The following is a 21,873-nucleotide window of genomic DNA, read 5'->3' on the forward strand; positions in this document are numbered from 1 at the left end:
AGGAGGCGACGATGAAGACGCAGCTCGTGCTCCCCGAGGAGGCGCCCCCGATCCGCTGGGGCGTCATCGGCGGCGGCAAGGTCGCCCGGAAGTTCGTCGACGCGGTGCAGCGGCACACGCGCTCGGCAGTCTCCGCGGTGGGATCGCGCGACGCGGACCGTGCGCGGGCGTTCGCCTCGGCCACCGGGGTGGAGGGATGGGCGGGCGGTCACGCCGAGTTGGTCGAGAGGGATGACGTCGATGCCGTCTACATCGCCTCCCCGCATCCGTTCCACCGCGAGCACGCCCTGCTGGCGATCGCCGCGGGCAAGCACGTCCTCGTCGAGAAGCCCCTCGCGGTCACCGCCGAGGACGCGGTGGAGATCGCGCGCAGCGCGCGAGCGGCGAGCGTATTCGCGATGGAGGCGATGTGGGCGCGGTTCCTCCCGCACCGGCGCGTCCTGCAGTCGCTCCTCGACGCCGGCGATCTCGGCCAGGTCGTGCACGTCAGCGCGAACTACGCGCACTTCTTCCCCTTCGACCCGGCGCACCGGATGTTCGCACCGGAGCTCGCGGGCGGGGCCCTGCTCGACATGGGCGTCTACCCGCTCTCGCTCGCGCACGCCGTGCTCGGCGCGCCCGAGGGCGTGCACGCCGTGGCGGAGTTCGCGTCGACCGGCGTCGACGAGCAGGTCTCGGCGATGCTGACGTACGCGTCCGGAGCGCAGGCCAGCGTCTACACGAGCACGCGCGGTCTCGGACCGAAGTCGGCGCACGTGCTCGGAACGCACGCACGCGTGGATCTGGAGCGGCCGTTCGCCGTGCCGGCATCCCTGGTGATGACGACCCGCGAGGGCGCTCGCTGGACCTTCGACCTCCCCGTCGAGAACGGGTTCCAGTACCAGGTCGCGGAGTTCGCGACCGGGGTGGACGAGGGGGCGCTCCAGTCGGGGGTGCATCCGCTCGCCGACTCGATCGCCGTGCTGGAGGTCATGGACGCGATCCGCCGCCGGATCGGACTCGTCTTCCCCCTTCCCGGCGAGCGAGAGAACAAGGAATAGGACGGATGCCGCCATGCGCCAGCTGCTGATCATCGGTGGGAATGGAATCATCTCGTGGTGGGTCGCCGGCCGCGCGCAGGAGCGCGGGTGGCAGGTCACCATCGTCAATCGCGGGCGCAACCGTGACCGGCCGCCGAGGGAGGGCGTCATCGAGCTCGTCGGCGACGCCGACGATCCCGCGAGCATCCGCAGCGCCATCGCCGGGCGGAGCTTCGACGTCGTCGTCAACCTCCGTGCGTACCGGCCGGAGCAGGTGGCCGCCGACATCGAGACCTTCTCCGGAGCCGTCGGTCAGTACGTCTTCCCGTCGACCGCCTCCGCTTACCAGAAGCCCATCGCCGCCATCCCGATCACCGAGAGTTCCGCGCTGCGCAACCCGTTCTGGCAGTACTCCCGCGACAAGATCGCCTGCGAGGAGATGCTGACGACGGCGTACCGTGAGACCGGCTTCCCCGTCACGATCGTGCGCCCCTCGCACACCTACGACGGCGGGAACATGCCACTCATCGGCGGGTGGACATCGCTGGGGCGGATGCTCGAGGGCAAGCCCGTCGTCGTGCACGGGGACGGCACCAGCTGGTGGGCCCTCACCCACTCCCGGGACTTCGCGCGCGCCTTCGTGGAGCTGCTCGGCAACCCGCACGCGATCGGTACCTCGGTGCACATCACCTCGGAGGAGCACCTCACCTGGGACGACATCGTCAAAACCTTCGCGCGGCACCTCGGCGCGGAGGCGAGGATCGTGCACGTCGCGACCGACACGGTCGCGAGGGCCCTCCCGGAGTTCGCCGGGCGGCTCCTCGGCGACTACTCGCACTCGGTCTGGTTCGACAACTCGAAGATCCGCTCTCTTGCGCCCGGCTGGGTCGCCACCACGCGGTTCGAGGAGGGGGCACGGGACATCGTCGACTGGTACGAGGTGCCCGAGCGGCGGATCGTGCACCGCGAGGTCGACGCCGCCTACGATGCCCTCGCCGCGCAGTTCGGCTGACCCCGCGTACGCTCACGAACAGACCACCGACCATTCAGAAAGGCCCATCCGACATGGCCGATGCCGCATCCCCGCAGCCCCTCAGCGGGGTCACCGTCCTCGATCTCACGCGCTTCATCGCAGGCCCGCTGTGCTGCCAGATCCTCGCCGACATGGGCGCGCAGGTCCTGAAGATCGAGCGTCCGGGCGGCGAGGACAGCCGCAGACTCGCTCCCTTCTACAACGGGGCGAGCATCTACACGATGCTGTACAGCCGCAACAAGCACGCCGGCACGCTCGACACCCGGCACACCGAGGCGGCCGGCATCCTGGAGGATCTGGTCCGCAAGGCGGACGTGGTCGTCGAGAACTACCGTCCTGGGACCATGGCGGCGATGGGGCTCTCCTACGAGCGCCTGCAGGAACTGCATCCCGGGATCATCCTCGTCTCGATCTCCGGCTTCGGCCAGGACGGGCCGCTCGCCGAGCGGGCGCTGTTCGACGGCATCGCGCAGGCGGCATCGGGCCTCATGAGCATGACTGGAGAGGTGGACGGGCAGCCGACGCTCACCGGCGCCTTCGTCGCCGACTACATCGCCGGCTACCACGCGGCCATCGGTGCGCTCGTGGCGATACTCCACCACCGGATGACGGGTGAGGGGCAGCGCGTCGACGTCGCTTCCGTGGATGCGCTGTTCTCGACCCTCGGCACCGCGCCGAGCGCCTGGGCGATGCTCGGGCAGAAGATGGCTCGCAACGGCTCGCGCGATCGCCTCAGCGGACCGGCGAACCTCTTCACGGCATCTGACGGCTTCGTCTACCTGCACGCCGGCACGGACGCCCTCTTCCGGCGACTGGCGGGGGGCATGGGACAGCCGGAGCTCGTCGAGGACCCCCGCTTCGCCGCCGTGGCGGACCGGATGGCGAACATCGGCGCGATCGAGGACGTCGTCCAGAACTGGATCGGCGGCCTGACCGTCGCCGAGGCGAGCGCCGTGCTGGAGACGGCCGGCATCCCGTTCAGCCCTGTCGTCGGCGTCGACGAGATCACCGATTCGGAGCAGATCGCCGCCCGGGAGATGATGCTCGACATCGAGCACCCCGAGCTCGGCACGCTCAAGCTCCCGGGGATGCCGATCAAGCTCAGCGCCACCCCCGGCTCGGTGCGCAAGCCCCCGCCGCTGGTGGGGGAGGACAACGAGTTCATCTACCGAGAGTTCCTCGGCTACACGCCGGAGCGGCTCCAGCAGCTCCGCGACGACGGAGTGCTCTGACGGAGGGACGGGACGAGGATGCTCGCTCAGAGGCTGTACGAGATCGGCCGGCCGCTCGTCGCGGAGGAGGTGCCCAAGCCCCGCGCCGGCTCCGGCGAATGCGTGATCCGCGTGCGCGCGGCGGGCATCTGCGCCTCCGACCTCCACTTCATGGCGGGAGAGGTGCCGACCGGTCCTCTCCCGCAGACCCTGGGCCATGAGATCGCCGGCACGGTGGACGAGGTCGGCCCGGGAGTCGAGGGGCTCGCGCCCGGCGACAGGGTCTTCGTCAACCCGCTGACCGGATGCGGCGACTGCGCGTTCTGCCGGAGGGGCGAGCCGAACCACTGCTCGCAGCGCCGGCTCCTCGGCGTGCACGTCGACGGGGGCCTCGCAGAGTACGTCGTCGCCCCCGCGGCGAATCTGATCGTCATGCCGGACTCTCGCCCGTTCGCCGAGATCGCGATGATCGAGTCCGCCGGGGCCGCGCGTCACGCCCTGCGGCTGCTCGGACCCCTCGGGGGAGAGGTCGTCGCGATCATGGGCGCCGGCGGGGTCGGCCTGCACGCCGTGCGGCTCGCGGTGGCCGAGGGGGCGACCGTGATCTCGGTCGATCCCGATCCCGTCGCCCGCGAGCGCGCCGCGGATGCCGGGGCGGCGCGGGCGCTCGACCCGAGCGACGACATCCTCGCGGCGGCGCGCGAGCTCGAGCCCGAGAGGCTGATCGGTGTCGTCGACAGCGTGGGGCTCCCCTCCACCTTCGATGTGTCGCTGTCGCTGCTGCGCACGAACGGCATCTGCGCGGTCAGCGGGATCGGCACCCGGCGGCTGACGCTGTCCGTCCCGACGCACTTCGTGCGCAACGGCATCCGGGTCAGCGGCGTGTACGGCTACACGCCGGCCGACCTGGCGTACATCGCGCGCCTGTTCGTCGACGGCGTGCTCGACTTCTCGTCGTCGGTGAGCGCGACCTATCCGCTGCACCGGGTCAACGAGGCGATCGAGGCGTTCGTCTCGCGGGTCGGGTCGCCCGTGCGGGTTGTCGTCACGACCGACTGACGACCGCCACTCCGAGGCGGTCGGAGAGTTCGTCCAGGCGGCGCAGCCAGGGTTCCTCGAGTGGGATCCCGTCGGCGAGGCGGCGCTCGAGTTCGTCGGCGGCGCGCTCGCCGGGCAGTCGCGGAGCGGGCCCGGTCGGATGCGGTGTGCCGGCGAGCGTCGCCCGCAGCCGCTCCACGTCGTCGAGCAGCCGGTCTGCACCGCCCCACAGCGCCGGATCGACGGCGAGCAGTGCGACGCCGTGCCTGCCGGAGTACGCGGTGCCGGAGGCCGGGCCGTCTCCCGAGACCGCGCCGCCGAGGAGATCGGTGAGCACGGAGAGGCCGTAGCCCTTGTGGCCGCCGAAGGGGAGGAGCGCTCCACCGCGGAACAGGGCGTCGGGGGTGCTGCTCGGAGCGCCGTCGGCGTCGACCAGCATGCCGTGCTCGAGGGCGTCGCCGCGCGCGGATGCGGCCGCGACGCGGCCCACCGACGTCGCGGAGGTGGCGAAGTCGACGATCACCGGCGGGCCGGAACGCGCAGGCAGGCCCCACGCCATCGGGTTGCTTCCGAACAGTCGGGTCGCCGTGCCCGGTGCCGCCATCAGCGCGTTGCTCTGCGAGAGCGCGTGTCCGACCAGCCCGTGCGCGGCGAGGTGCTCCACCCAGGCGCCGAGACGCCCGACGTGGTGGGAGCGCCGCAGCGCGGCGACGGCGATGCCGGTGTCGGCGGCGACCTCGCGCAGCCGCCGGACGGCGAGATCCGCCGCGACCTGGCCGAAGCCGTCGTGTCCGTCGACGACGAGCAGCGACGCCCGCCCCGTCGGCTCCTCCCGCGGTGTCGCCGCGGGCGCGACGACGCCCTTCGAGATCGCGTCGGCGTAGTCCGGAAGGCGCCACACCCCCTGCGTGTCGTAGCCGCGCAGGTCGGAGTCGACGAGCGATCGGGCGACGAGGCGAGCGTTGCCGGAGGTCGCGCCGAGGGTGCGCAGCACGGCCTCCGCCCAGGCGCGCAGCTCGTCGTCGCCGACATGCGCCACGGCTTCTCCCATGCATCCACCTCGTGTTCCCGTCGCCCTCAGTGCTACCCTAGATGTCTAGGCCAATCAAAGGAAGCGTTCAATGGTGAGCTTTGACCTCAGGGGGCGCACCGCCCTCGTCACGGGTGCCAATGTCGGGATCGGACAGGCGATAGCGATCGCCCTCGCGGAGGCCGGGGCGGACATCGTCGCGGCGAGCTCCTCGATGTCGAAGACCGGTGCCGAGACCTTGCGGGCGGTCGAGGCCCACGGCAGGAGCTTCACCGGTCACGACGTCGACTTCTCGGATCCCGACGCGGTCCGCGGGTTCGCGGACCGGCTCGTGGCGGAGGGACCGGCGATCGACACCCTCGTGAACAACGCCGGTGCCATCCACCGCGAGCCCGCGCTCACGCACTCGCAGGAGCAGTGGCAGCGGATCCTCGACATCGACCTGACGTCGCAGTTCGTGCTCACCCAGGTGCTCGGCGGCGCGATGGTCGGACGCGGCTTCGGCCGGATCGTCTCGATCGCCTCGATGCGGGTCTTCCAGGGCGGCGAGGGCGTTCTCGGCTACACCGCGTCGAAGGCCGGGCTCGCCGGCATCACGAGGTCGTTCGCGAACGAGTGGAGCCGCCACAACGTCACGGCCAACGCCGTCGCACCCGGCTACGTCGCGACGGAGAACACCCGGGTCCTGCAGGAGGATCAGGCCGCGTACCAGCGGATCATGGACCGCATCCCGATCGGCCGGTGGGCCACACCCGAGGACATCGCCGGAGCCGTCGTCTTCCTCGTCGGCCCCGCGGCGGACTACATCACCGGCGTGACCCTTCCCGTCGATGGCGGGTGGCTCGTCCGCTGATACCCAGTGGCGCGGGGTGACCGTGCGCTCAAGCTCGGCGGCCAATCGAACCCGAAGCGGTGACGCGTCAGCCCCAGAACTCTGCGAGTGCGGATGCCGCGGCGCGTCCCTGCCGATACCCGGCCTCGGCCGCGGGCCGCCTGACCGACGGATCCATGAGGTCGTCGCCGGAAGCCGCGAGCGAGGACTCGTCGGGCAGGATCGTCGACACCGCGCTGCCCACCGCCCGCAGGTCGTCGACCTGCGCCGCGAGCTGCATGCGCCATGCGAGCGGATGCCGCGTCCGCCCACCCAGCGGAGACAGCACGAGCACCCGGTCGTGCCCGGCAGCGAGATCGGCGTTCTCGTTCCGGCGGTAGCCGCCGTCGATGTAGCGCCCGTCGCCGATCCGGTAGGCGGCACCGCTGGAGGTGCTGGCGGCGACGGCATCCACGATGTCCACGCCGCTCGCCGCGTCGAACGTCACCGGTTCGCCCGTTCGGGCATCCACCGCGGCGATCAGCATCCGCCTTTCCGGCCACACGGCGTCTGGCAGCCGATGCGCAGTGATCGCGCGCCAGCGGGTTTCCCACGCACCGTCCGACTCGTCATCGAGCACGATCGCCGCAGCGCCCATGCGGCGTCGCATGTCGGCGGCATCCGATGCCGAAGCGATGATCGCACCGGTGCGCGCCAGGTGATCGACCGACGGCCGGCCGCGCTGAGACTGGGGCGGGAGCTGTGCGTCGAGAATCGCCGTATACAACTCGGATGCGGAACCGCTCGTGATCTGCACGGCTGCCGTCGCGCCCGCCGACGTCCCGATGATGAGGTCCGCGGCGGCAGCATCCACTCCGCCTTCCAGAAGACCGGCGAGCACCCCGATGGTCCAGGCGTTGCCCGCCGACCCTCCGCCGCCCAGGACGAGTGCACGCGTCATGACTTCGGCGGCTCGAGCGGCAGCTGCGGCCCGTGGTTCCAGGCCAGGATCGCCGGCTGCTCGCGGTCGTACCCGAGCACCGAGACGGAGCCGGCACCGAACGTGATGGATGCTCCGAACCGGGGCGCCTGCCGCAGGAACACGGCCGCAAGGATCCGAAGATAATGACCGTGCGCGATGAGCGCGACGTCGCCGTCGACCATCGCGGGCAGCACCCTGGTCAGCACGCGGGATGCGCGCGCCGCGACCTCTTCGACCGTCTCGCCCGGGGTCTCGCCGCGGACGACGCCGTGCATGAACGCCGACCAGTCGTACCCGAGCTCGGCGCGGATCTCCTTCGTCGTGCGCCCTTCGTATCCGCCGTAGTCCCACTCGATCAGCAGCGGATCGATCTCGGCCTCGAGTCCCGCGAGCTCGGCGGTGCGGCGCGCCCCCTGCAGGGGAGAGCTGAGAACCAGGCGGAAGTCGTACCCGCGCACGAGCTCTCCGGCTGCCCGCGCCAGTTCTTCGCCGTGCTCGGTCAGCGGTACGTCGGTGCGTCCGGTGTGCCGTCCGGAGCGCGACCACTCGGTCTCGCCATGCCGCAGCAGCACGAGTTTGCCCTGCGGGTTGTCCGGGGCGGGGCGATCGGGCAGCGGGTCGGCGGCATCCACACGGCAACCGTACTCGTCGACCGGTGCCGAGGCGGGCATCCGTGCCGGAATCGGGGTTATGCCGAAGCATCCCTCGGCGTAGGATCGCGGCCAACGTCGGCCCGATCGCACACGGAGGCTCCGATGCAGAAACTGACGATCGACTTCATCATCTCCCTCGACGGGTACGGCGCGGCCGAAGGGTGGCCCGGATGGTGGGGGCTGGAGGGTCCCGAGTACCTCGGCTGGCTCGACGGTCTTCCCGAGAAGGATCACCCGATCCTCATGGGGGCGACGACCTACCGACTGATGTCGGAGTTCGCGTCGAGCCAGACCGAGGGGGTCGAGTCGCTGAACGACGTGCAGAAATACGTGTTCTCGTCCACACTTGAAGAGCCGCTCACCTGGGTCAACTCGACCCTCATCCGCGAGGACGCCGTCGATTTCGTGCGGAGGTTGAAGGAGACCTCCGACCTCCCGCTTCGAACCCTCGGCAGTCTGTCGCTGTGCAGGGCGCTGCTGATGGCAGGGCTTGCCGATCGCTTCCGGGTCGTCATCTTCCCCGTCATCACCGGTGCGACGGGCCAGGAGCGGATCTTCGACGGCTATCCCGACGTGCGTCTCGACCTGATCGAGTCGCGCACTTTCGACGACCGCAGCCAGCTCCTCGAGTACATCCCCACTGTGCTGGACGGTCCTCCAGGCGGCTGAGTCGTGAGCATCCAGGTCAGTGACGAGACGCGCCGGAGCGTGCGCGACGCGTTCGCCGTCATCGAGCGTGCGGACTTCCTCCCGGATGCCGTGCGGCACCTCGCCGATGCCGATCGCCCGGTGATGATCGGGTGGGATGCCACGAACTCCCAGCCGTCGACGGTGTTTCGGATGCTGGAACTCCTCGCCGTGCGACCGGGCGATCGGGTGCTCGACGTGGGCAGCGGTTCCGCGTGGACGACCGCGCTTCTCGCGCACCTCGCCGGGGAAGAGGGGAGAGTGATCGGTGTGGAACGGGTGCCCGAGCTCGTCGAGTTCGGGCGGGACAGGCTCGCTGCCGCCGGAGTCATCGCCCGCATCGAGCGGGCTTCCGCCGGGGTTCTCGGCCTGCCCGCATCCGCGCCGTTCGACCGCATCCTGGTCTCGGCCGATTTCGCGCGGATGCCGGATGCCTTGGTCGACCAGCTCGGGGAGGGCGGGCGGATGGTCGCCCCGATCGCCGGCGTCATGACCGTCGTCGACCGGCGGGACGGGCGCGTGCGGCGCCGGCAGGATGCGGGTCTCTACACGTTCGTGCCGCTACGGGAGGACTGAACGACGCCGGCGAGCACCCGTCAGGGCCGGACGCGGACCGTCCGACCCTCGAATGCGACGAGGTCGCCGTCGTGGAGTTGTCGTCCGCGCCGGCGCTCCTCCTCGCCATTGACCTGCACGTAGCCGTCGATGATGACCTCCTTGGCGTCTCCGCCGGAGTCGAGGAGACCCGAGAACTTGAGGAACTGCCCGAGGCGGATCATCTCGCCGCCGATGGAGACCTCGGTGATCGCTTCGTTCATCATGTCTGAATGCTAACCGCCGCCATTGCCTAGGCTGGAGTCATGACCAAGAACTCCCTGTGGACCGTCATCGGCGTCATCGTCGCCGTGGTCATCGCCTGGTGGCTGGTCGGCGTGCTGTTCTCTCTGCTGTGGTTCATCGCGAAGCTGGCGATCGTCGTGGTGGTGGCCGTGATCGTGTATCTCGTGCTTCGAGGGATGTTCCGCTCCGACGCGGAGTAGTGCGCGACTACTTCCGCGGAGGGTTCAGCGGCAGCCACTCTTCGAGGCTGGTCGTGAAGATCTGCGCCCCCTCGATCGGGATGAGGGTGCGCTCCTCGATCTTCGCTCCGTAGTACGGCGCATCGTCGTCGCGAACGACGGTGCGAGGGTCGCCGCGGAACGTCAGACCGCGGCGGATGAACTCATCCATGCCGAACGCCTCCGGCCCGGCGATCTCGACGTCACCGAGCGGGGCGTCGCCCGAAGCCGCGCGCGCCACTGCGGTCGCGACGTCTTCAGCGGCGATCGGCTGGATGAGTGCGCCAGGCAGACGCACCGTGTCACCGTCCGTGGAGACGTCGGCGATGCTGCCGATGAACTCGAAGAACTGTGTGGCGTGCACGAGCGAGTAGCCGATGCCCGATTCGCGGATGAGCTTCTCCTGCGCGACCTTGGCCACGAAGTAGGGGATGCTCTGCGGCCGGTTGGTGCCGACGATCGTGAGCGCGACGTGGTGATCGATGCCGGCAGCGGACTCGGCCTCGAGCAGGTTCCGTGTCGAGGTGGTGAAGAACTCCAGCACGTCCGCGGGTGCGAACGACGGCGAGTTCGAGACGTCGACGACGGTGCTCGCTCCTTCCAGAGCTTCGGCGAGGCCCTCTCCAGTCACGCTGTCGACCCCCGTGTTGGGCGAGGCGGCTACGGCCTCATGACCGTGTGCGGTCAGCTTCGCGACCACCTTGGAGCCGATGAGGCCAGTGCCTCCGATGACGACGATCTTTGCCATGTCCGTGCCTTTCTGATTGGAGGGTGCCTTCGTGGCATCCGCCAGCTATGACAGGAGCGAGTCGCCGGATGTGACAGGCGCCACTCCATACTCGTTTCCCACCCGCCAGTCGTGGTACCTCGTCGGTGCGATCGTCGCCGTGGCCTCGGGCAGGAGGTCGCGCTGCGCGATACGAGCCCCGAAGTACGTGCCGAGCGGATCGGGAACGACCTCGCGGTCGTCCTCGCGATAGCGCAGATCGATCCTGGCCAACTCGCCGAGGCTGAAGACCTCGGGGCCGCCGAACTCCACCGTGCCGTACAGCGGTTCGGCGAGAGCCGTCTGCGCGACGGCGGCAGCCACATCCTGGGCGGCCATCGGCTGGATGAGAACGTCAGCCACCCGGACGACCCCGCTGCGCACGGCGTGAGCCGTGATGTGCCGGATGAACTCGAAGAACTGCGTGGCGTGCACCAACGAGTACGGTCGCTGGGATGCCGAGATGAGGCGCTCCTGCTGCTCCTTGGCGATGAAGTAGCCGCCCTCGGCGCGCGCGAGCCGGTCGGTGCCGACCACCGACAGTGCGACATGGTGACGCACGCCTGCGGCTTCACCGTAGCTGAGCAGATTCATTGTCGAGGTGTAGAAGAACTCTCGAGCGGCGGCCTCGTCTATGTACGACGAGTTGGAGACGTCGACGAGCACCTCAGCGCCGTCCAGCGCGGCCTCGAGCCCCTCCGCCGTGTAGGAGTTGACGCCCGTCGCGCGCGCGGCGACGACGACGTCGTGACCGGCCGATTGCAGGGTTCGCACGAGCCGGGTGCCGATGAGGCCGGTGCCGCCGATGACTGTGATTCTCATGTCGCTCCTTCGGTATGTCCGGGGCGACCGATACGCGCCCGTACCCGTAAGACCGGACAGTCGGCCTCGTTGTGACACCTCCTTGTCACAGAACTTCCCGCTACCCGGTCATGTCTTGAGGAGACCCTTGCGGTGAGAGGCTGGCGGCATGACGGTGACGAACGATTCAGGATCCACGACGGACCTCGGCGATGCGATGGACGTGTTCACGTCACAGCGACGACGTCTGTTCGGTATCGCCTATCGGATGCTGGGCAGCGTGGCCGATGCGGAGGACATCCTCCAGGACACCTGGATCCGCTGGCAGAACACCGACAGGGCGGAGGTCCATGAGCCTGCCGCGTTCCTCGCGACGATCACCACGAGGCTCTCGATCAACGTGCTGCAGTCCGCCCATGTGAAGCGGGAGACGTACATCGGGCCCTGGCTTCCCGAGCCGGTGAACACCGAAGACGATCCGGCCCTCGGCGCGGAGCGCGGCGAGGCGCTGGAGTTCGCGATCCTGCTGACCTTGGAGAAGCTGACGCCGACGGAGCGGGCCGCGTACATCCTGCGCGAAGCATTCGACTACCCGTATTCGCGGATAGCCGAAGTGATCTCCTCCACGGTCGTCAGCGCCAGGCAGCTGGTCAGCAGAGCGCGCTCACATCTGGAATCCGCCCGCCACGCGACGGTGGAGCCGTCGGCGCACCGGCGGCTCCTCGAGGCCTTCCTCACCGCAGCGCAGAAGGGCGACGCACAGGAATTGGAGACCCTCTTCGCCGCCGATGTCGTGAGCTACTCGGACGGCAACGGAGTCAAGCTCGCCGCGCGGATCCCCGTGATCGGTCGGGGTCGGGTGGCGAAGTTCGTCGCCGCATTCGCACACCACTTCTGGACGGGCAAGTCGATCGGCTGGGTCGAGGTGAACGGTCAGCCGGCGGCGACGCTGACAGAGGACGGGACCGTCACGACCATGGTCGCCCTCACAGCGTCGAGCGAAGGAATCCTCCAGCTCCTCTGGGTGATGAGTCCACCCAAGCTGCATCACGTCACCGCGGTCACCGCATGACCCGAGGGAAGCATCCGGCGGGGGCGCGCCGGAGAGGTCGTCGCGCGCCCGATACAGCCACGATGCAGGCACTGGCCGGCGCTCTGCGCACTGTCGATGAGGCGTCCCTGCGCGCGCTCCTGCATCCGGACGTGATTCTGATCATCGACAGCGGAGGCGCGCTGCCGTCGGCGTCTTCCCCGATCGAGGGCGACACCGCCGCGGCATCCGCGCTCGCCGCACTGCTCACGCCCGACACTTCGATCAGTCTCGCGGCGATCAACGGCGCTCCGGGCCTGATCTTCACTCGAGGAGATGTCGTCGTGACCGCTGTCACCGCAGAGATGACCTCGACAGGTCTTTCCAGCGTCTGGGTCGTCTGCAACCCGACGAAGCTGGAGCACTGGAATCGGCGGTGAGCGCGGCACCGCATCCGGCCTGAGCCTGCGCAGCTTCAGACGAACCGGATGGTCTGCTGCAGGCGCGTGCGCACGTCGAACAGCTCGTTGCCGCCGATGTCGCGCGCGCCGGGGACGCCCTGACGCAGCACCATGCCGAGCGCGCTTCGGCGCACGACGACGACAGGGATGCCGCGGACTTTGCCGAGAGTGACCACGGCCTGGTCGAGATCGTCGTCCGGAAGCACGAGGATCGCGCCGCCGAAGCGGACTTTCGCGGTGCGCGCGACCACGCGCATTCGGGCGAGCAGGGTGGCGACCGGCGCTCGCCCGTCGAGGTTCCGACCGATGATCTCGCCACGGCGGAAGCGCGCCGTCTCGGCGAAGTCCTCCGACATGACTCCATACAGGCCCGACGGGCTGAGCACGACATGGTCGAGCTTGTCGGCGTCTGCGGACCGCGTGGGGCCCGAGCTCGTCGCGACGTCGTGCCAGACGGTGAAGCCCATGCCCAGGTCGGAGACGGTGCTCGCGGTCGCCTCTTCGGCGAGAGCATCCGCCAGCAGGCGTCGGATCTCCAGCGGGGCCGAGCGCACGAGCGCCGGATCGTACGGATCGGGAAGCTCGACCCCATGGCCGGCCCATTCGCGCATGAGGGAGAGGTACCGTTCGCGGCGCCAGCCGCCGGGGTGTCCGTATGTGCGAGCCTTCGGGCGGGTGTCGGCGCGGGGTGCGGGCGGTCGCCAACCGCTCCAGTGCTGCTGGGTCGTGGTCGTATTGGACGCCGCGGCGAAGCCATGCCCGCGATCGTAGGCGGCACGCGCCTCAGCGGTGCCCACGAGTTCCCACGCGCGCTGAACCTGGATGAACGCGGCGGCGTCACCGCCGGCATCCGGATGGGTCTGGCGGAGCCGGAGCCGGAATGCGCGCTTGATCTCGTCGTCCGTCGCCGTCGGGTCGACGCCGAGCACCTCGTAGGCGGAGGCGGAGAGCGGGCTGTCGAACATCAGTCCCCATTATCGTCCGCACCGGCTATGCGCGGGTCGGGCATGATCGTCTCGATGTGCGGCTTGGCGTTCGCCTGCGCGCGCCACCAGACGACGAAGCCGACGGCGGTGAAGGCCCCGTAGAAGACGTACATGAACCCGGTGGCGTAGTACCCGGCGCTGAACAGGAGGGGAACGCCGACGACGTCGACGGCGATCCAGATCAGCCAGAACTCCGTCCAGCCCTTGGCCATGCCGTACGTGGCCAGGAGCGACCCGACGAACGTCCAGGCGTCGGCCCACACCGGTTCGTACGAGCCGAGCAGTCGGAACAGGGGAGTGAGCGCGATCGTGCCGATCACGAGGACGAGTACGAGACCGATCCGTGCGGGGTTCGACGCCCAGCGCGGAGTCACCTGACCGGTGCCGGATGCTGCGTTTCGCCAGCGATTCCAGCCGTAGACGGCGACGGCGATGAACATCACCTGACGTCCGGCCTGGCCGAGCAGGTTCGGCAAGTCGTGCTCCGGGCTGAGGATGCTGCCGAGGAACACCGTGAGCAGCAGCAGGTTGCCGACGATGCCGACGGGCCACGCCCAGACCTTGCGGCGCATGCCGCCGAGCGCGCTGACGAGTCCGAAGATGTTGCCGACGACTTCGCGGATCAGGAGGGTCTGCCCGCCCGGCAGCATCCACTGCGAATTGAAGGCGTCGACCAGCCAGCGCAGGACGTCCATCGGGGCGTTCAGTGGGCTGCGTTGACCGGCGACTCGCCGCCCTCGGTGAACGAGGGCTTCTTGCCCAGCATCCGACCGATCAGCATGACGACGCCGACGACGATCAGCCCGACCACGAGCCCGGCGACGGCCGAGACGAAGGTCTCGCCGATCCACGCGATGACGGCGCCGGCCGGCTCCAAGAACCCGTGGATCCCGTGCAGCATGTCGCTGAAGAAGTGCAGCCCGACCTCGCCGAGGTTCGCGAGCAGCAGGTGACCTCCGACCCAGAGCATCGCCACCGTTCCGACCACGCTGATCACGCGGAACACGGCGGGCATCGACCTGACGATCCGCGTGCCGGTGTGGCGCACGCGCGAGGACGAGCTCTTGGCCATCTTCAGCCCGATGTCGTCGATCTTCACCAGAAGTGCGACAGCGCCGTAGACGAGACCCGTCATCACGAGCGCGATCACCGCCAGGATGACCAGCGTCATCCAGATGCTCAGCCCGGCCTCGAGGTTCGCCAGTGAGATGAGCATGATCTCCGTCGACAGGATCAGGTCGGTGCGGATCGCGCCCCACACGAGTTTGTTCTCGTTGCGCGCGCCCTCGCCCTCATGGCCGTGATGGAATCCGAACCACTCCAGCACCTTCTCCGCGCCCTCGAAGCACAGGTACGTGCCACCGATGATCAGCAGGAACGGCAGAACCCACGGCGCGAATGCGGTCAGCAGCAGTGCGATCGGGATGATGATGAGGAACTTGTTCGCCAGCGATCCGAGCATGATCTTCAGGACGACGGGCAGCTCCCGGGCCGGCGAGATGCCCTGCACGTACTGCGGAGTGACGGCGGCGTCGTCGATCACGACACCGGCCGATTTCGCCGACGCCTTCAGCGCCGCGCTCAGGATGTCGTCGACGACAGCGAGCAGACCAACAGACATGCGTCCCCCTGTGAGGTGTGCAGGGACCAACCCTGTTCAGGAAAGCAAGACTACTGCCCGCTTACCGTCGTCCGGTGAACCGGTCCATCGACGAGTACACCTTGAACACGTTCCGGGCCAGGAAGTCCCACGTCGCCGTCGGCAGCACGCCGCGAAGCGCCATCGACAGCTTCACGGTCCACGGACGCAGCACCATCGGCGTCCCGCGCAGCATTCCGTCCCAGGCGGCGGCGGTCGCCGATCGAGGCGTGAGGATCGGTGTGAGCAGCGGACCCCGCGCCCCCTCGAACATTCCCGTCGAGACGTAGCTCGGGCAGAACGTCGTCACCGCGATGTGCCGGTGGCCGTGCGCCTTCAGCTCGAGACGGACGGACTCGCTCCAGCCGATCATCGCCCACTTGGATGCCGCGTACACGCTCATGTGCGGATTCGCGAGGGTTCCGGCGGCGGATGCGATGTTCAGGATGCGCTTCGGGCGGGACGTGTCGGCGATCATGTCGGGCAGCACTTCGCGCGTCAACCACATCGCCGCGAGAGAGTTGATCCGCATGGTCAGTTCGATGTCGCGCTGCGGGTCGTGCTCCCAGAACGGCGTGCCGCGAACGATTCCGGCGTTGTTGATGACGACGTCGGGTGAGCCCAGGTCGGCGCGCACGCGCTGGATGCCGGCGGCGATGTCCTCGCGCTGCGACACGTCGACGCGGTAGGCGCGCACGTCGATGCCCGAGCGCGAGAGATCCGTGGCCAGAGCGGTCGCGGCATCCTCGTCGATGTCCCACAGCGCGACGGCGCGTGCGTTCGCAGCGACCGCCCGCCGGGCGTACAGCTCACCCATGCCTCGTGCGGCGCCGGTGATGAGGACGAGAGCGTCAGTGATCGGGTTCTCCATATCGCCACGCTATGCGTTCGCGTCAGCGGCCCTCACGATCTTGTGCATCATCGACATGCGGTATCGACTTCGTCGGTTCTGAGCGCCCGAAACCGACGAAACCGATACGGCATGCGTGCGTTCATCGGGCCGGAGAGCGGATGCCGAGACCGGGCTTGCGGGTATGCACGGAGAAGTACCTGAGCCCGTCGTCCCCGGCGACGAATCTGCGGTGCGACCGGGGAGGCAGCCAGACGATCCCGCCCGCCTCGAGCGCGATCGACTCGGCTGCGGTCTCGAGCGTCCCCGAACCGCTGACGACCACGATCAGCACGTCCAGCTCCGGTCCGATGTGCGCCCGGATCTCATCGCCCGCCGGCAGCACGATCACGTTCGCGTCGAGTCCGCGTTCCGATGGTTCGAGTCTCCACACCGATCCGGCCTCGGGGCCCGATGCTCTGAAGGCATCGCCGACGAGGCGCGGCACGTCGCCAGAGGCCTCGGCGTCCATGGTTCCTCCTCAGGTCGTTCGCGTTCTCTCCAGACTGGCACCCGCAGCCGCGAACTCACAGCGCGCTCCCAGCCCCGCGGGACCAAAACGGGCCCCTTCGCGGTTCTTCCCAGTGACGCCGCAGCCGGCGACGTGAAAAGAGGAATGATCGTGACACAGGACTACAGCAGGACCCCCGAGTCGCTGAGCCGACTCACCGAGGCGCAGTACCGCGTCACACAGGAGGACGGCACCGAGCCCGCCTTCCGCAATCGATACTGGGACAACCACGAAGCCGGGATCTATGTCGACGTCGTCTCCGGGCAGCCGCTGTTCGCGTCGACCGACAAGTTCGACAGCGGCACCGGATGGCCGAGTTTCACCAAGCCGATCGACGCGGACGCGGTCACGACGAAGACGGATCGCAAGCTCTGGATGCCGCGAACGGAAGTGCGCTCGGCCGGAGCCGACAGCCACCTCGGCCATCTCTTCCCCGACGGGCCGGAAGAAGCGGGCGGCATGCGCTACTGCATGAACTCCGCTGCGCTCCGCTTCGTTCCCGCCGACCGCCTCGATGAAGAGGGGTACGGTCAGTACCGCAGCCTCTTCGACGCCACCGATCTCGACGCCACCCCCAAGGAGAACGCATCATGACCGACACCGGCACCATCACCAGAACACCGGGCACCGAGACCGCCGTCCTCGCCGGAGGGTGCTTCTGGGGCATGGAGGACCTCATCCGCCGCCAGCCAGGCGTGCTCGACACCCGCGTCGGCTACACCGGCGGCGAGAACGCCAACGCGACCTACCGCAACCACCCCGGTCACGCCGAGGCCGTCGAGATCGTGTTCGACCCGACGAAGACGACGTACCGCGACATCCTGGCGTTCTTCTTCCAGATCCACGATCCGTCGACGCTGGACCGTCAGGGCAACGACGTCGGCTCGAGCTACCGCTCGGCGATCTTCCCGCTGAGCTCCGAGCAGGAGCAGGTCGCCCGGGACACGATCGCCGACGTGGATGCCTCGGGCCTGTGGCCGGCGAAGGCCGTCACCACGATCGAGCCCGAGGGACCGTTCTGGGAGGCCGAGCCCGAGCACCAGGACTACCTGCAGCGCATCCCCAACGGCTACACCTGCCACTTCCCGCGGGCCGGCTGGGTGCTGCCGAAGCGCGAAGCCGCAGCGAACTGAGCTCGAGAAACCACTATCCGCACGAGACACCACTGCACACGCGGTGTCTCGAGCTGATGATGATTTCTCGGTAGAAAGCCGGCCTACGACTCCGCGAGCACCCGCTGCAGCGGCTGGTAGTGCTCGACGACGGCCCTGCGATAGGCCTCGACATCCCCGGCGCGGGCGGCCGCGAGCATGTCGCCGTGCGCTTTGGCGGTGAGGTCGATGTCGCCTGGTTGCGCGATGCCGAGGTGGGGGAGCACGGCCGTGTGCACATCCCAGAACGCACCGACGAGCTGTCCGACCAGGTGATTGTCGATTCCCGAGAACAACTGGGTGTGGAACGCCCGGTCGGCCTCGAGGAACGATTCGCCGCGTGAGGCGTTGTCGACCATCTCGTCGACCAGGCGATCCAGCTCGCCGAGCGTCGACGAGTCACGGGCGCCGGCGACGACCTGCTCCGCCATCGAGAGATCGAGGGCCAGACGCACGTCGACGACCTCGCGGAGCGCCTGCAGCGACCCCTCCGGAGTGAGAACTCCGCGGAAGACCAGCGTCTCCACCATCGGGTCGAGCGACATCTCACCGACGTAGGTGCCGTGGCCGTGCCTGACGTCGACGATGTCGAGAGTCGACAGCGTGCGGATCGCCTCACGGACGGACGAGCGTGACACATCCAGCGTCTCGCACAGCTCCGTCTCCGTGGGGAGCGCATCGCCCGGCGCGAGCCCGCGCGTGAGGATGAGCTGCTTGATCTGATCCGCCGTCGTGGAACGCCGCATCCGCGACGCCCGACTCTGGGTGGACTTCATTACGGCTCCGTCTCGTTCTGAGAATTCTGATCATCTCACCCTTGTGCGAGCGGCTGACTTCCAGAACGGCGGGTACGGCAACGACGACGCGGATCGGCAGATCACCAGCGCTGCCGTCATCCAGTCCGACGACCAGGGGCTCACGTGGAGCGAGCCGCGCCTCATCACGGATGTCGCAAAGCCCGCGAACGGCACCACCAGCGGCGGCATCTACACGCCTGTCGCCGGTGACGTGAAGGGCATGTTCGCCACCTCGGGCGAGGGCATCCAGCTCCGCTACGGCGAGCATGCCGGGCGCCTCATCCAGCAATACGCGGGAACGGTGCTCCAGGCCAATGGCTCGACTGCCATCCAGTCGTACTCGGTGTACTCGGACGACAACGGCGCGACGTGGCACCGCGGTGCATATGTCGGAACGGGCATGGACGAGAACAAGACCGTCGAGCTCTCGGACGGACGCGTCATGCTGAACTCGCGCGACAGCTCGAACGGTCGCCTGCGCAAGGTCGCTATCTCGACGGACGGCGGTGCCACCTACGGTCCGGTCACCGCCGACGCCGAGCTCCCAGACCCGACGAACAACGCGTCGATCACGCGCTTGCACCCGGATGCCGCGGCCGGGACGGCCGATGCGCGCAAGCTCATCTTCACGAACGCGAACAACGGTGCGAACGGCGACCGCAAGAACGGCGCGGTGCGCCTCTCCTGCGACGACGGAGAGACCTGGCCAGGGCTGCGGACGCTCGAGACGGGGTTCTTCGCGTACTCCACCGCCACCGCGATCGACGACGGTCGCGTCGGCGTGCTGTGGGAGGGCAACTACACGAACAGCATGCCGTTCTCGTCGTTCGACGAGGCGTGGCTGAACGCTGTGTGCGCCCCGTTGTCGGTGCCGGCCACGACGCTCGAGCCGTCCGTGGTGAAGAGCGTGCCGGTGACCGTGACGAACCAGGAGGACACCGCGCTCACCGGTTCGGTGTCGCTGTTCACGCCGTCCGGATGGTCGGCGACGGATGCTCCGGTCTCCGACCTCGCGCCGGGCGAGAGCACCACTGTGCAGGTGAGCGTGACCGCTCCGGCGTCGGCGGCGGGAACGCAGCGGCTGCAGGCCGCGTTCACGACACAGGACGGTCGCGTGAGCCAGACGACCACGGTGCTCGAGCTGCCGCCGGCTCCGACTGTCATCGGCGCGACGATCACCGGCGCCCGGACCGACACGGCTCGCGATCTCGCCTCCCAGCCCTACACGGCCGGGGAGCAGGTGCCGTACGCGTTCCGCGTCGACAACGCCTCGACGATGACGGTCGCCGTCGTGCCGACCAAGGGCGACTTCGCGCCGTTCATCCCGCCGGGTGCCGGAAACGGCCGTTTCATGGTGCTCGCCGTGGATGCCGGCTACAACTGCGCGACGCCGAAGCACGCCGTCACGGCGGATGACATCGCGCGCGGCTACTTCGTCGCTGACACGACCTGGACGGTCTCGGCATCCGGTCAGCCGACCAAGACGATCGAGGTCGCCGGCGGCGAGGTCGACGTGATCGCCCGCGACCCGCGCCTGACCGTCGAGGTCGCAGGCACCTGGAACGACGCGGACGGCAACGGTCTCGCCACGGCAGGCGAGACCGTCACGTGGGAGCGCACCGTCCGCAACACCGGCAACGTGACCCTCACAGGTGTCACCGTCGGCGGTGCCGAGATCGGCACCCTCGCGTCAGGTGCGAGCACGGATCTCGGGGCGGCGACGACCACGCTCACGACCGCCGACATCGCCGCAGGAACGGTGAGCGCGGCATCCGTCGAGGCGAGTGCATCGAACGGGAAGCGCGCCGCAGACGTCTCGGTCGACTCCGATCGGGTGGTCCTGCCGGTGGCGCCGACGTGGGCGACCGGCACGGCCTATCCGAAGGGCGACCACGTCACGTACGACGGTCGCCTGTGGATGGCGTCCTGGTGGACGAAGGCGCAGAAGCCCGGCGACCCGAACGGCCCCTGGCAGGAGATCGCCGTGGATGCCGATGGCCGCACGGTCTGGACGCCCACCCGCATCTTCGACAAGGGTGACGAGGTCGTCTACGACGGCACCGAGTACACCGCGAAGTGGTGGACGCGGAACCAGCAGCCCGGGCTCGCGAACGGGCCCTGGAAGTAGCATCCGGACAGCGAGGGGCGCAGCCGATCCAGTCGACTGCGCCCCTCGCCGCGTTTCAGGTCGCAGGATTCGTCGGTCTAAAGGGACCAGAGCGGCGAGAAGTGCGACCTGAACAGGTCCGCGTCAGCCCTGCAGCGTCTCGATGTCGATCACGAACCGGTAGCGGACGTCGGATGCCAGCACCCGTGCCCACGCCTCATTGACCTGATCGGCCGAGGTGATCTCGACCTCGGGGGCGATGCCGTGCTCGGCGCAGAAGTCGAGCATCTCCTGGGTCTCGGCGATGCCGCCGATGTTGGAGCCGGCGAACGAGCGGCGGCGGCCGATCAGCGTTCCGGCGCGGACGCTCATCGCCTCCGGCGGGGCGCCGACGTTGACCATCGTCCCGTTCAGTGCGAGCAGCCTCAGGTGCGCGTCGAGGTCGATCGCGGCCGAGACGGAGTTGATGATCAGGTCGAAGCTGTTCCGCAGCGTGCGGAACGTCTCCGGGTCCTGCGTCGCGAAGTAGTGGTCGGCGCCGAGCCTCAGGGCGTCGTCCCGCTTCGAGTCCGAACGCGAGAGCACGGTGACCTCGGCGCCCATGGCGTGCGCGATCTTGACGGCCATGTGGCCGAGGCCGCCCAGGCCGATCACGGCGACCTTCTTGCCGGGGCCGGCGTTCCAGTGGCGCAGCGGCGAATACGTGGTGATGCCTGCGCACAGCAGGGGAGCGGCCTTCTCGTACGGGATCGCCTCGGGAACGCGCAGCACGAAGTCCTCGGTCACGACGACGGAGGTGGCGTAGCCGCCCTGCGTGATGGTGCCGTCGACGTCCTTCGCGCCGTAGGTTCCGATCGCGCCGCTCTCGCAGTACTGCTCCTCGCCGGCGGCGCAACTCGCGCATTCGCCGCAGGAGTTCACGAGGCATCCGACGCCGACGCGGTTGCCGACCGCGAACTTCGTGACGTCCGATCCGACCTCGGCGACTGCGCCGACGATCTCGTGCCCGACCGTCAGCGGGTAGTGCTGCGGACCCCAGTCGCCGTTCACCGTGTGGATGTCGGAGTGGCAGATGCCGGCCCAGCGGATGTCGATGCGGACGTCCTTCGGCCCGACATCACGGCGTTCGACGCTGCCGGTGAAGAGGGCCTCGGTGGCTGAGGGTGCGACGATGGCGGGGATCACAGTTGGCATGATCCGAGCGTAGACCGCT

At 68.9% G+C, this 21,873-nt stretch carries 26 protein-coding genes; 13 read left to right on the forward strand and 13 right to left on the reverse strand.

Features of this window, described 5'->3' with window-relative positions:
• Window positions 1–11: 11 nt before the first annotated feature.
• The 4 genes from KHB019_RS10170 to KHB019_RS10185 are packed head-to-tail and all read left to right on the forward strand — an operon-like array spanning window position 12 to window position 4,322.
• Window positions 12–1,040 carry a Gfo/Idh/MocA family protein gene (locus tag KHB019_RS10170; protein ID WP_337458877.1) on the forward strand — a complete coding sequence of 343 codons (1,029 nt, stop codon included), beginning with the start codon at window positions 12–14 and terminating at the stop codon, window positions 1,038–1,040.
• 13 nt (window positions 1,041–1,053) lie between these two features.
• The gene (locus tag KHB019_RS10175; protein WP_337458878.1) at window positions 1,054–2,031 is read left to right on the forward strand and encodes an NAD-dependent epimerase/dehydratase family protein; all 978 of its coding nucleotides are present in this window, start codon (window positions 1,054–1,056) and stop codon (window positions 2,029–2,031) included.
• Window positions 2,032–2,084: 53 nt separating this feature from the next.
• A complete protein-coding gene (locus KHB019_RS10180; RefSeq protein WP_337458879.1) occupies window positions 2,085–3,284 on the forward strand; it encodes a CaiB/BaiF CoA transferase family protein in 1,200 nt (399 codons plus the stop codon).
• 18 nt (window positions 3,285–3,302) lie between these two features.
• The gene (locus tag KHB019_RS10185; protein ID WP_337458880.1) at window positions 3,303–4,322 is read left to right on the forward strand and encodes an alcohol dehydrogenase catalytic domain-containing protein; all 1,020 of its coding nucleotides are present in this window, start codon (window positions 3,303–3,305) and stop codon (window positions 4,320–4,322) included.
• Here the strand turns inward: KHB019_RS10185 and KHB019_RS10190 are convergent.
• Complete coding sequence (locus KHB019_RS10190) at window positions 4,309–5,352, reverse strand: Ldh family oxidoreductase (RefSeq protein WP_337458881.1); 1,044 nt, start codon at window positions 5,350–5,352, stop codon at window positions 4,309–4,311. The genes KHB019_RS10185 and KHB019_RS10190 overlap by 14 nt on opposite strands.
• A 70-nt stretch (window positions 5,353–5,422) precedes the next feature.
• Between KHB019_RS10190 and KHB019_RS10195 the strand changes: the two genes are divergently transcribed.
• The gene (locus KHB019_RS10195) at window positions 5,423–6,184 is read left to right on the forward strand and encodes an SDR family oxidoreductase (RefSeq protein WP_337458882.1); all 762 of its coding nucleotides are present in this window, start codon (window positions 5,423–5,425) and stop codon (window positions 6,182–6,184) included.
• Window positions 6,185–6,251: 67 nt separating this feature from the next.
• On the opposite strand, the gene KHB019_RS10200 is transcribed toward KHB019_RS10195, so the two are convergent.
• Together KHB019_RS10200 and KHB019_RS10205 are read right to left on the reverse strand one after the other, a co-directional pair.
• Window positions 6,252–7,103 (reverse strand): patatin-like phospholipase family protein, encoded by an 852-nt coding sequence (locus KHB019_RS10200; protein WP_337458883.1) that lies wholly within the window; start codon window positions 7,101–7,103, stop codon window positions 6,252–6,254.
• Window positions 7,100–7,795, reverse strand: coding sequence for a histidine phosphatase family protein (locus KHB019_RS10205; protein WP_337458884.1), 696 nt, complete (start codon window positions 7,793–7,795; stop codon window positions 7,100–7,102). The genes KHB019_RS10200 and KHB019_RS10205 overlap by 4 nt, the downstream gene beginning before the upstream one ends.
• Window positions 7,796–7,879: 84 nt before the next feature.
• On the opposite strand from KHB019_RS10205, the gene KHB019_RS10210 reads away from it, so the two are divergent.
• Together KHB019_RS10210 and KHB019_RS10215 are read left to right on the forward strand one after the other, a co-directional pair.
• Window positions 7,880–8,446 carry a dihydrofolate reductase family protein gene (locus KHB019_RS10210; protein ID WP_325471650.1) on the forward strand — a complete coding sequence of 189 codons (567 nt, stop codon included), beginning with the start codon at window positions 7,880–7,882 and terminating at the stop codon, window positions 8,444–8,446.
• 3 nt (window positions 8,447–8,449) lie between these two features.
• Window positions 8,450–9,040, forward strand: coding sequence for a protein-L-isoaspartate O-methyltransferase family protein (locus tag KHB019_RS10215; RefSeq protein ID WP_230102380.1), 591 nt, complete (start codon window positions 8,450–8,452; stop codon window positions 9,038–9,040).
• Window positions 9,041–9,060: 20 nt separating this feature from the next.
• Here the strand turns inward: KHB019_RS10215 and KHB019_RS10220 are convergent, their stop codons facing one another.
• On the reverse strand, window positions 9,061–9,285 hold the full coding sequence (locus tag KHB019_RS10220) for an RNA-binding S4 domain-containing protein (RefSeq protein WP_230102381.1): 225 nt from the start codon (window positions 9,283–9,285) through the stop codon (window positions 9,061–9,063).
• 39 nt (window positions 9,286–9,324) lie between these two features.
• Between KHB019_RS10220 and KHB019_RS10225 the strand changes: the two genes are divergently transcribed.
• The gene (locus KHB019_RS10225; protein ID WP_325471652.1) at window positions 9,325–9,504 is read left to right on the forward strand and encodes a hypothetical protein; all 180 of its coding nucleotides are present in this window, start codon (window positions 9,325–9,327) and stop codon (window positions 9,502–9,504) included.
• Window positions 9,505–9,511: 7 nt separating this feature from the next.
• Here KHB019_RS10225 and KHB019_RS10230 read toward each other — a convergent pair whose 3' ends face one another.
• Together KHB019_RS10230 and KHB019_RS10235 are read right to left on the reverse strand one after the other, a co-directional pair.
• On the reverse strand, window positions 9,512–10,270 hold the full coding sequence (locus tag KHB019_RS10230; RefSeq protein WP_337458885.1) for an SDR family oxidoreductase: 759 nt from the start codon (window positions 10,268–10,270) through the stop codon (window positions 9,512–9,514).
• A gap of 45 nt (window positions 10,271–10,315) precedes the next feature.
• Window positions 10,316–11,110, reverse strand: coding sequence for an SDR family oxidoreductase (locus KHB019_RS10235; RefSeq protein WP_230102384.1), 795 nt, complete (start codon window positions 11,108–11,110; stop codon window positions 10,316–10,318).
• Window positions 11,111–11,258: 148 nt separating this feature from the next.
• Here KHB019_RS10235 and KHB019_RS10240 point away from each other — a divergent pair, with 148 nt between their 5' ends.
• Both KHB019_RS10240 and KHB019_RS10245 read left to right on the forward strand, forming a co-directional pair.
• Entirely contained in the window at window positions 11,259–12,161 is a 903-nt protein-coding gene (locus KHB019_RS10240; protein WP_337458886.1) for an RNA polymerase sigma-70 factor, read from the forward strand.
• Between the two features lie 62 nt (window positions 12,162–12,223).
• Window positions 12,224–12,559 carry a hypothetical protein gene (locus tag KHB019_RS10245; protein WP_230102386.1) on the forward strand — a complete coding sequence of 112 codons (336 nt, stop codon included), beginning with the start codon at window positions 12,224–12,226 and terminating at the stop codon, window positions 12,557–12,559.
• Between the two features lie 35 nt (window positions 12,560–12,594).
• Here the strand turns inward: KHB019_RS10245 and KHB019_RS10250 are convergent, their stop codons facing one another.
• The 5 genes from KHB019_RS10250 to KHB019_RS10270 form a co-directional block, all read right to left on the reverse strand.
• Complete coding sequence (locus tag KHB019_RS10250) at window positions 12,595–13,545, reverse strand: J domain-containing protein (RefSeq protein WP_230102387.1); 951 nt, start codon at window positions 13,543–13,545, stop codon at window positions 12,595–12,597.
• Window positions 13,545–14,261, reverse strand: a complete 717-nt coding sequence (gene pnuC, locus KHB019_RS10255; RefSeq protein ID WP_337458887.1) for a nicotinamide riboside transporter PnuC — start codon at window positions 14,259–14,261, stop codon at window positions 13,545–13,547. Before pnuC ends, KHB019_RS10250 begins: the two co-directional genes overlap by 1 nt.
• An 8-nt stretch (window positions 14,262–14,269) precedes the next feature.
• Window positions 14,270–15,187 carry a DUF808 family protein gene (locus KHB019_RS10260; protein ID WP_337458888.1) on the reverse strand — a complete coding sequence of 306 codons (918 nt, stop codon included), beginning with the start codon at window positions 15,185–15,187 and terminating at the stop codon, window positions 14,270–14,272.
• A gap of 61 nt (window positions 15,188–15,248) precedes the next feature.
• Window positions 15,249–16,076, reverse strand: a complete 828-nt coding sequence (locus KHB019_RS10265) for an SDR family NAD(P)-dependent oxidoreductase (RefSeq protein ID WP_325471656.1) — start codon at window positions 16,074–16,076, stop codon at window positions 15,249–15,251.
• Window positions 16,077–16,197: 121 nt separating this feature from the next.
• A complete protein-coding gene (locus KHB019_RS10270) occupies window positions 16,198–16,566 on the reverse strand; it encodes a cupin domain-containing protein (RefSeq protein ID WP_230102391.1) in 369 nt (122 codons plus the stop codon).
• A 144-nt stretch (window positions 16,567–16,710) separates the two neighbouring features.
• Between KHB019_RS10270 and msrB the strand changes: the two genes are divergently transcribed.
• Window positions 16,711–17,199, forward strand: a complete 489-nt coding sequence (gene msrB, locus KHB019_RS10275) for a peptide-methionine (R)-S-oxide reductase MsrB (RefSeq protein WP_443193204.1) — start codon at window positions 16,711–16,713, stop codon at window positions 17,197–17,199.
• Window positions 17,196–17,738: a peptide-methionine (S)-S-oxide reductase MsrA gene (msrA, locus tag KHB019_RS10280; protein WP_337458889.1), complete on the forward strand. Its 543-nt coding sequence runs from the start codon at window positions 17,196–17,198 to the stop codon at window positions 17,736–17,738. Before msrB ends, msrA begins: the two co-directional genes overlap by 4 nt.
• A gap of 83 nt (window positions 17,739–17,821) precedes the next feature.
• Here the strand turns inward: msrA and KHB019_RS10285 are convergent, their stop codons facing one another.
• Window positions 17,822–18,532 (reverse strand): FadR/GntR family transcriptional regulator, encoded by a 711-nt coding sequence (locus KHB019_RS10285; protein WP_325471660.1) that lies wholly within the window; start codon window positions 18,530–18,532, stop codon window positions 17,822–17,824.
• A 43-nt stretch (window positions 18,533–18,575) separates the two neighbouring features.
• On the opposite strand from KHB019_RS10285, the gene KHB019_RS10290 reads away from it, so the two are divergent.
• Window positions 18,576–20,681 carry an exo-alpha-sialidase gene (locus KHB019_RS10290; protein WP_337458890.1) on the forward strand — a complete coding sequence of 702 codons (2,106 nt, stop codon included), beginning with the start codon at window positions 18,576–18,578 and terminating at the stop codon, window positions 20,679–20,681.
• Between the two features lie 123 nt (window positions 20,682–20,804).
• On the opposite strand, the gene KHB019_RS10295 is transcribed toward KHB019_RS10290, so the two are convergent.
• The gene (locus KHB019_RS10295) at window positions 20,805–21,854 is read right to left on the reverse strand and encodes an NAD(P)-dependent alcohol dehydrogenase (protein WP_337458891.1); all 1,050 of its coding nucleotides are present in this window, start codon (window positions 21,852–21,854) and stop codon (window positions 20,805–20,807) included.
• Window positions 21,855–21,873: the final 19 nt, after the last annotated feature.

Source organism: Microbacterium sp. KHB019 (assembly GCF_037285405.1).
Classification (GTDB): Bacteria; Actinomycetota; Actinomycetes; order Actinomycetales; family Microbacteriaceae; genus Microbacterium.

Bases quoted from the DNA above. Each gene is read 5' to 3' on its own strand.
- msrA (WP_337458889.1), top strand. From the start codon at position 17,196: ATGACCGACACCGGCACCATCACCAGAACACCGGGCACCGAGACCGCC.
- KHB019_RS10185 (WP_337458880.1), top strand. From the start codon at position 3,303: ATGCTCGCTCAGAGGCTGTACGAGATCGGCCGGCCGCTCGTCGCGGAG.
- pnuC (WP_337458887.1), bottom strand. From the start codon at position 14,261: ATGGACGTCCTGCGCTGGCTGGTCGACGCCTTCAATTCGCAGTGGATG.
- KHB019_RS10225 (WP_325471652.1), top strand. From the start codon at position 9,325: ATGACCAAGAACTCCCTGTGGACCGTCATCGGCGTCATCGTCGCCGTG.
- KHB019_RS10205 (WP_337458884.1), bottom strand. From the start codon at position 7,795: ATGCCCGCCTCGGCACCGGTCGACGAGTACGGTTGCCGTGTGGATGCC.
- KHB019_RS10260 (WP_337458888.1), bottom strand. From the start codon at position 15,187: ATGTCTGTTGGTCTGCTCGCTGTCGTCGACGACATCCTGAGCGCGGCG.
- KHB019_RS10285 (WP_325471660.1), bottom strand. From the start codon at position 18,532: ATGAAGTCCACCCAGAGTCGGGCGTCGCGGATGCGGCGTTCCACGACG.
- KHB019_RS10295 (WP_337458891.1), bottom strand. From the start codon at position 21,854: ATGCCAACTGTGATCCCCGCCATCGTCGCACCCTCAGCCACCGAGGCC.
- KHB019_RS10235 (WP_230102384.1), bottom strand. From the start codon at position 11,110: ATGAGAATCACAGTCATCGGCGGCACCGGCCTCATCGGCACCCGGCTC.
- KHB019_RS10210 (WP_325471650.1), top strand. From the start codon at position 7,880: ATGCAGAAACTGACGATCGACTTCATCATCTCCCTCGACGGGTACGGC.
- KHB019_RS10265 (WP_325471656.1), bottom strand. From the start codon at position 16,076: ATGGAGAACCCGATCACTGACGCTCTCGTCCTCATCACCGGCGCCGCA.
- KHB019_RS10240 (WP_337458886.1), top strand. From the start codon at position 11,259: ATGACGGTGACGAACGATTCAGGATCCACGACGGACCTCGGCGATGCG.
- KHB019_RS10180 (WP_337458879.1), top strand. From the start codon at position 2,085: ATGGCCGATGCCGCATCCCCGCAGCCCCTCAGCGGGGTCACCGTCCTC.
- KHB019_RS10170 (WP_337458877.1), top strand. From the start codon at position 12: ATGAAGACGCAGCTCGTGCTCCCCGAGGAGGCGCCCCCGATCCGCTGG.
- KHB019_RS10250 (WP_230102387.1), bottom strand. From the start codon at position 13,545: ATGTTCGACAGCCCGCTCTCCGCCTCCGCCTACGAGGTGCTCGGCGTC.
- KHB019_RS10245 (WP_230102386.1), top strand. From the start codon at position 12,224: ATGCAGGCACTGGCCGGCGCTCTGCGCACTGTCGATGAGGCGTCCCTG.
- msrB (WP_443193204.1), top strand. From the start codon at position 16,711: ATGATCGTGACACAGGACTACAGCAGGACCCCCGAGTCGCTGAGCCGA.
- KHB019_RS10230 (WP_337458885.1), bottom strand. From the start codon at position 10,270: ATGGCAAAGATCGTCGTCATCGGAGGCACTGGCCTCATCGGCTCCAAG.
- KHB019_RS10220 (WP_230102381.1), bottom strand. From the start codon at position 9,285: ATGATGAACGAAGCGATCACCGAGGTCTCCATCGGCGGCGAGATGATC.
- KHB019_RS10200 (WP_337458883.1), bottom strand. From the start codon at position 7,103: ATGACGCGTGCACTCGTCCTGGGCGGCGGAGGGTCGGCGGGCAACGCC.
- KHB019_RS10195 (WP_337458882.1), top strand. From the start codon at position 5,423: ATGGTGAGCTTTGACCTCAGGGGGCGCACCGCCCTCGTCACGGGTGCC.
- KHB019_RS10190 (WP_337458881.1), bottom strand. From the start codon at position 5,352: ATGGGAGAAGCCGTGGCGCATGTCGGCGACGACGAGCTGCGCGCCTGG.
- KHB019_RS10175 (WP_337458878.1), top strand. From the start codon at position 1,054: ATGCGCCAGCTGCTGATCATCGGTGGGAATGGAATCATCTCGTGGTGG.
- KHB019_RS10270 (WP_230102391.1), bottom strand. From the start codon at position 16,566: ATGGACGCCGAGGCCTCTGGCGACGTGCCGCGCCTCGTCGGCGATGCC.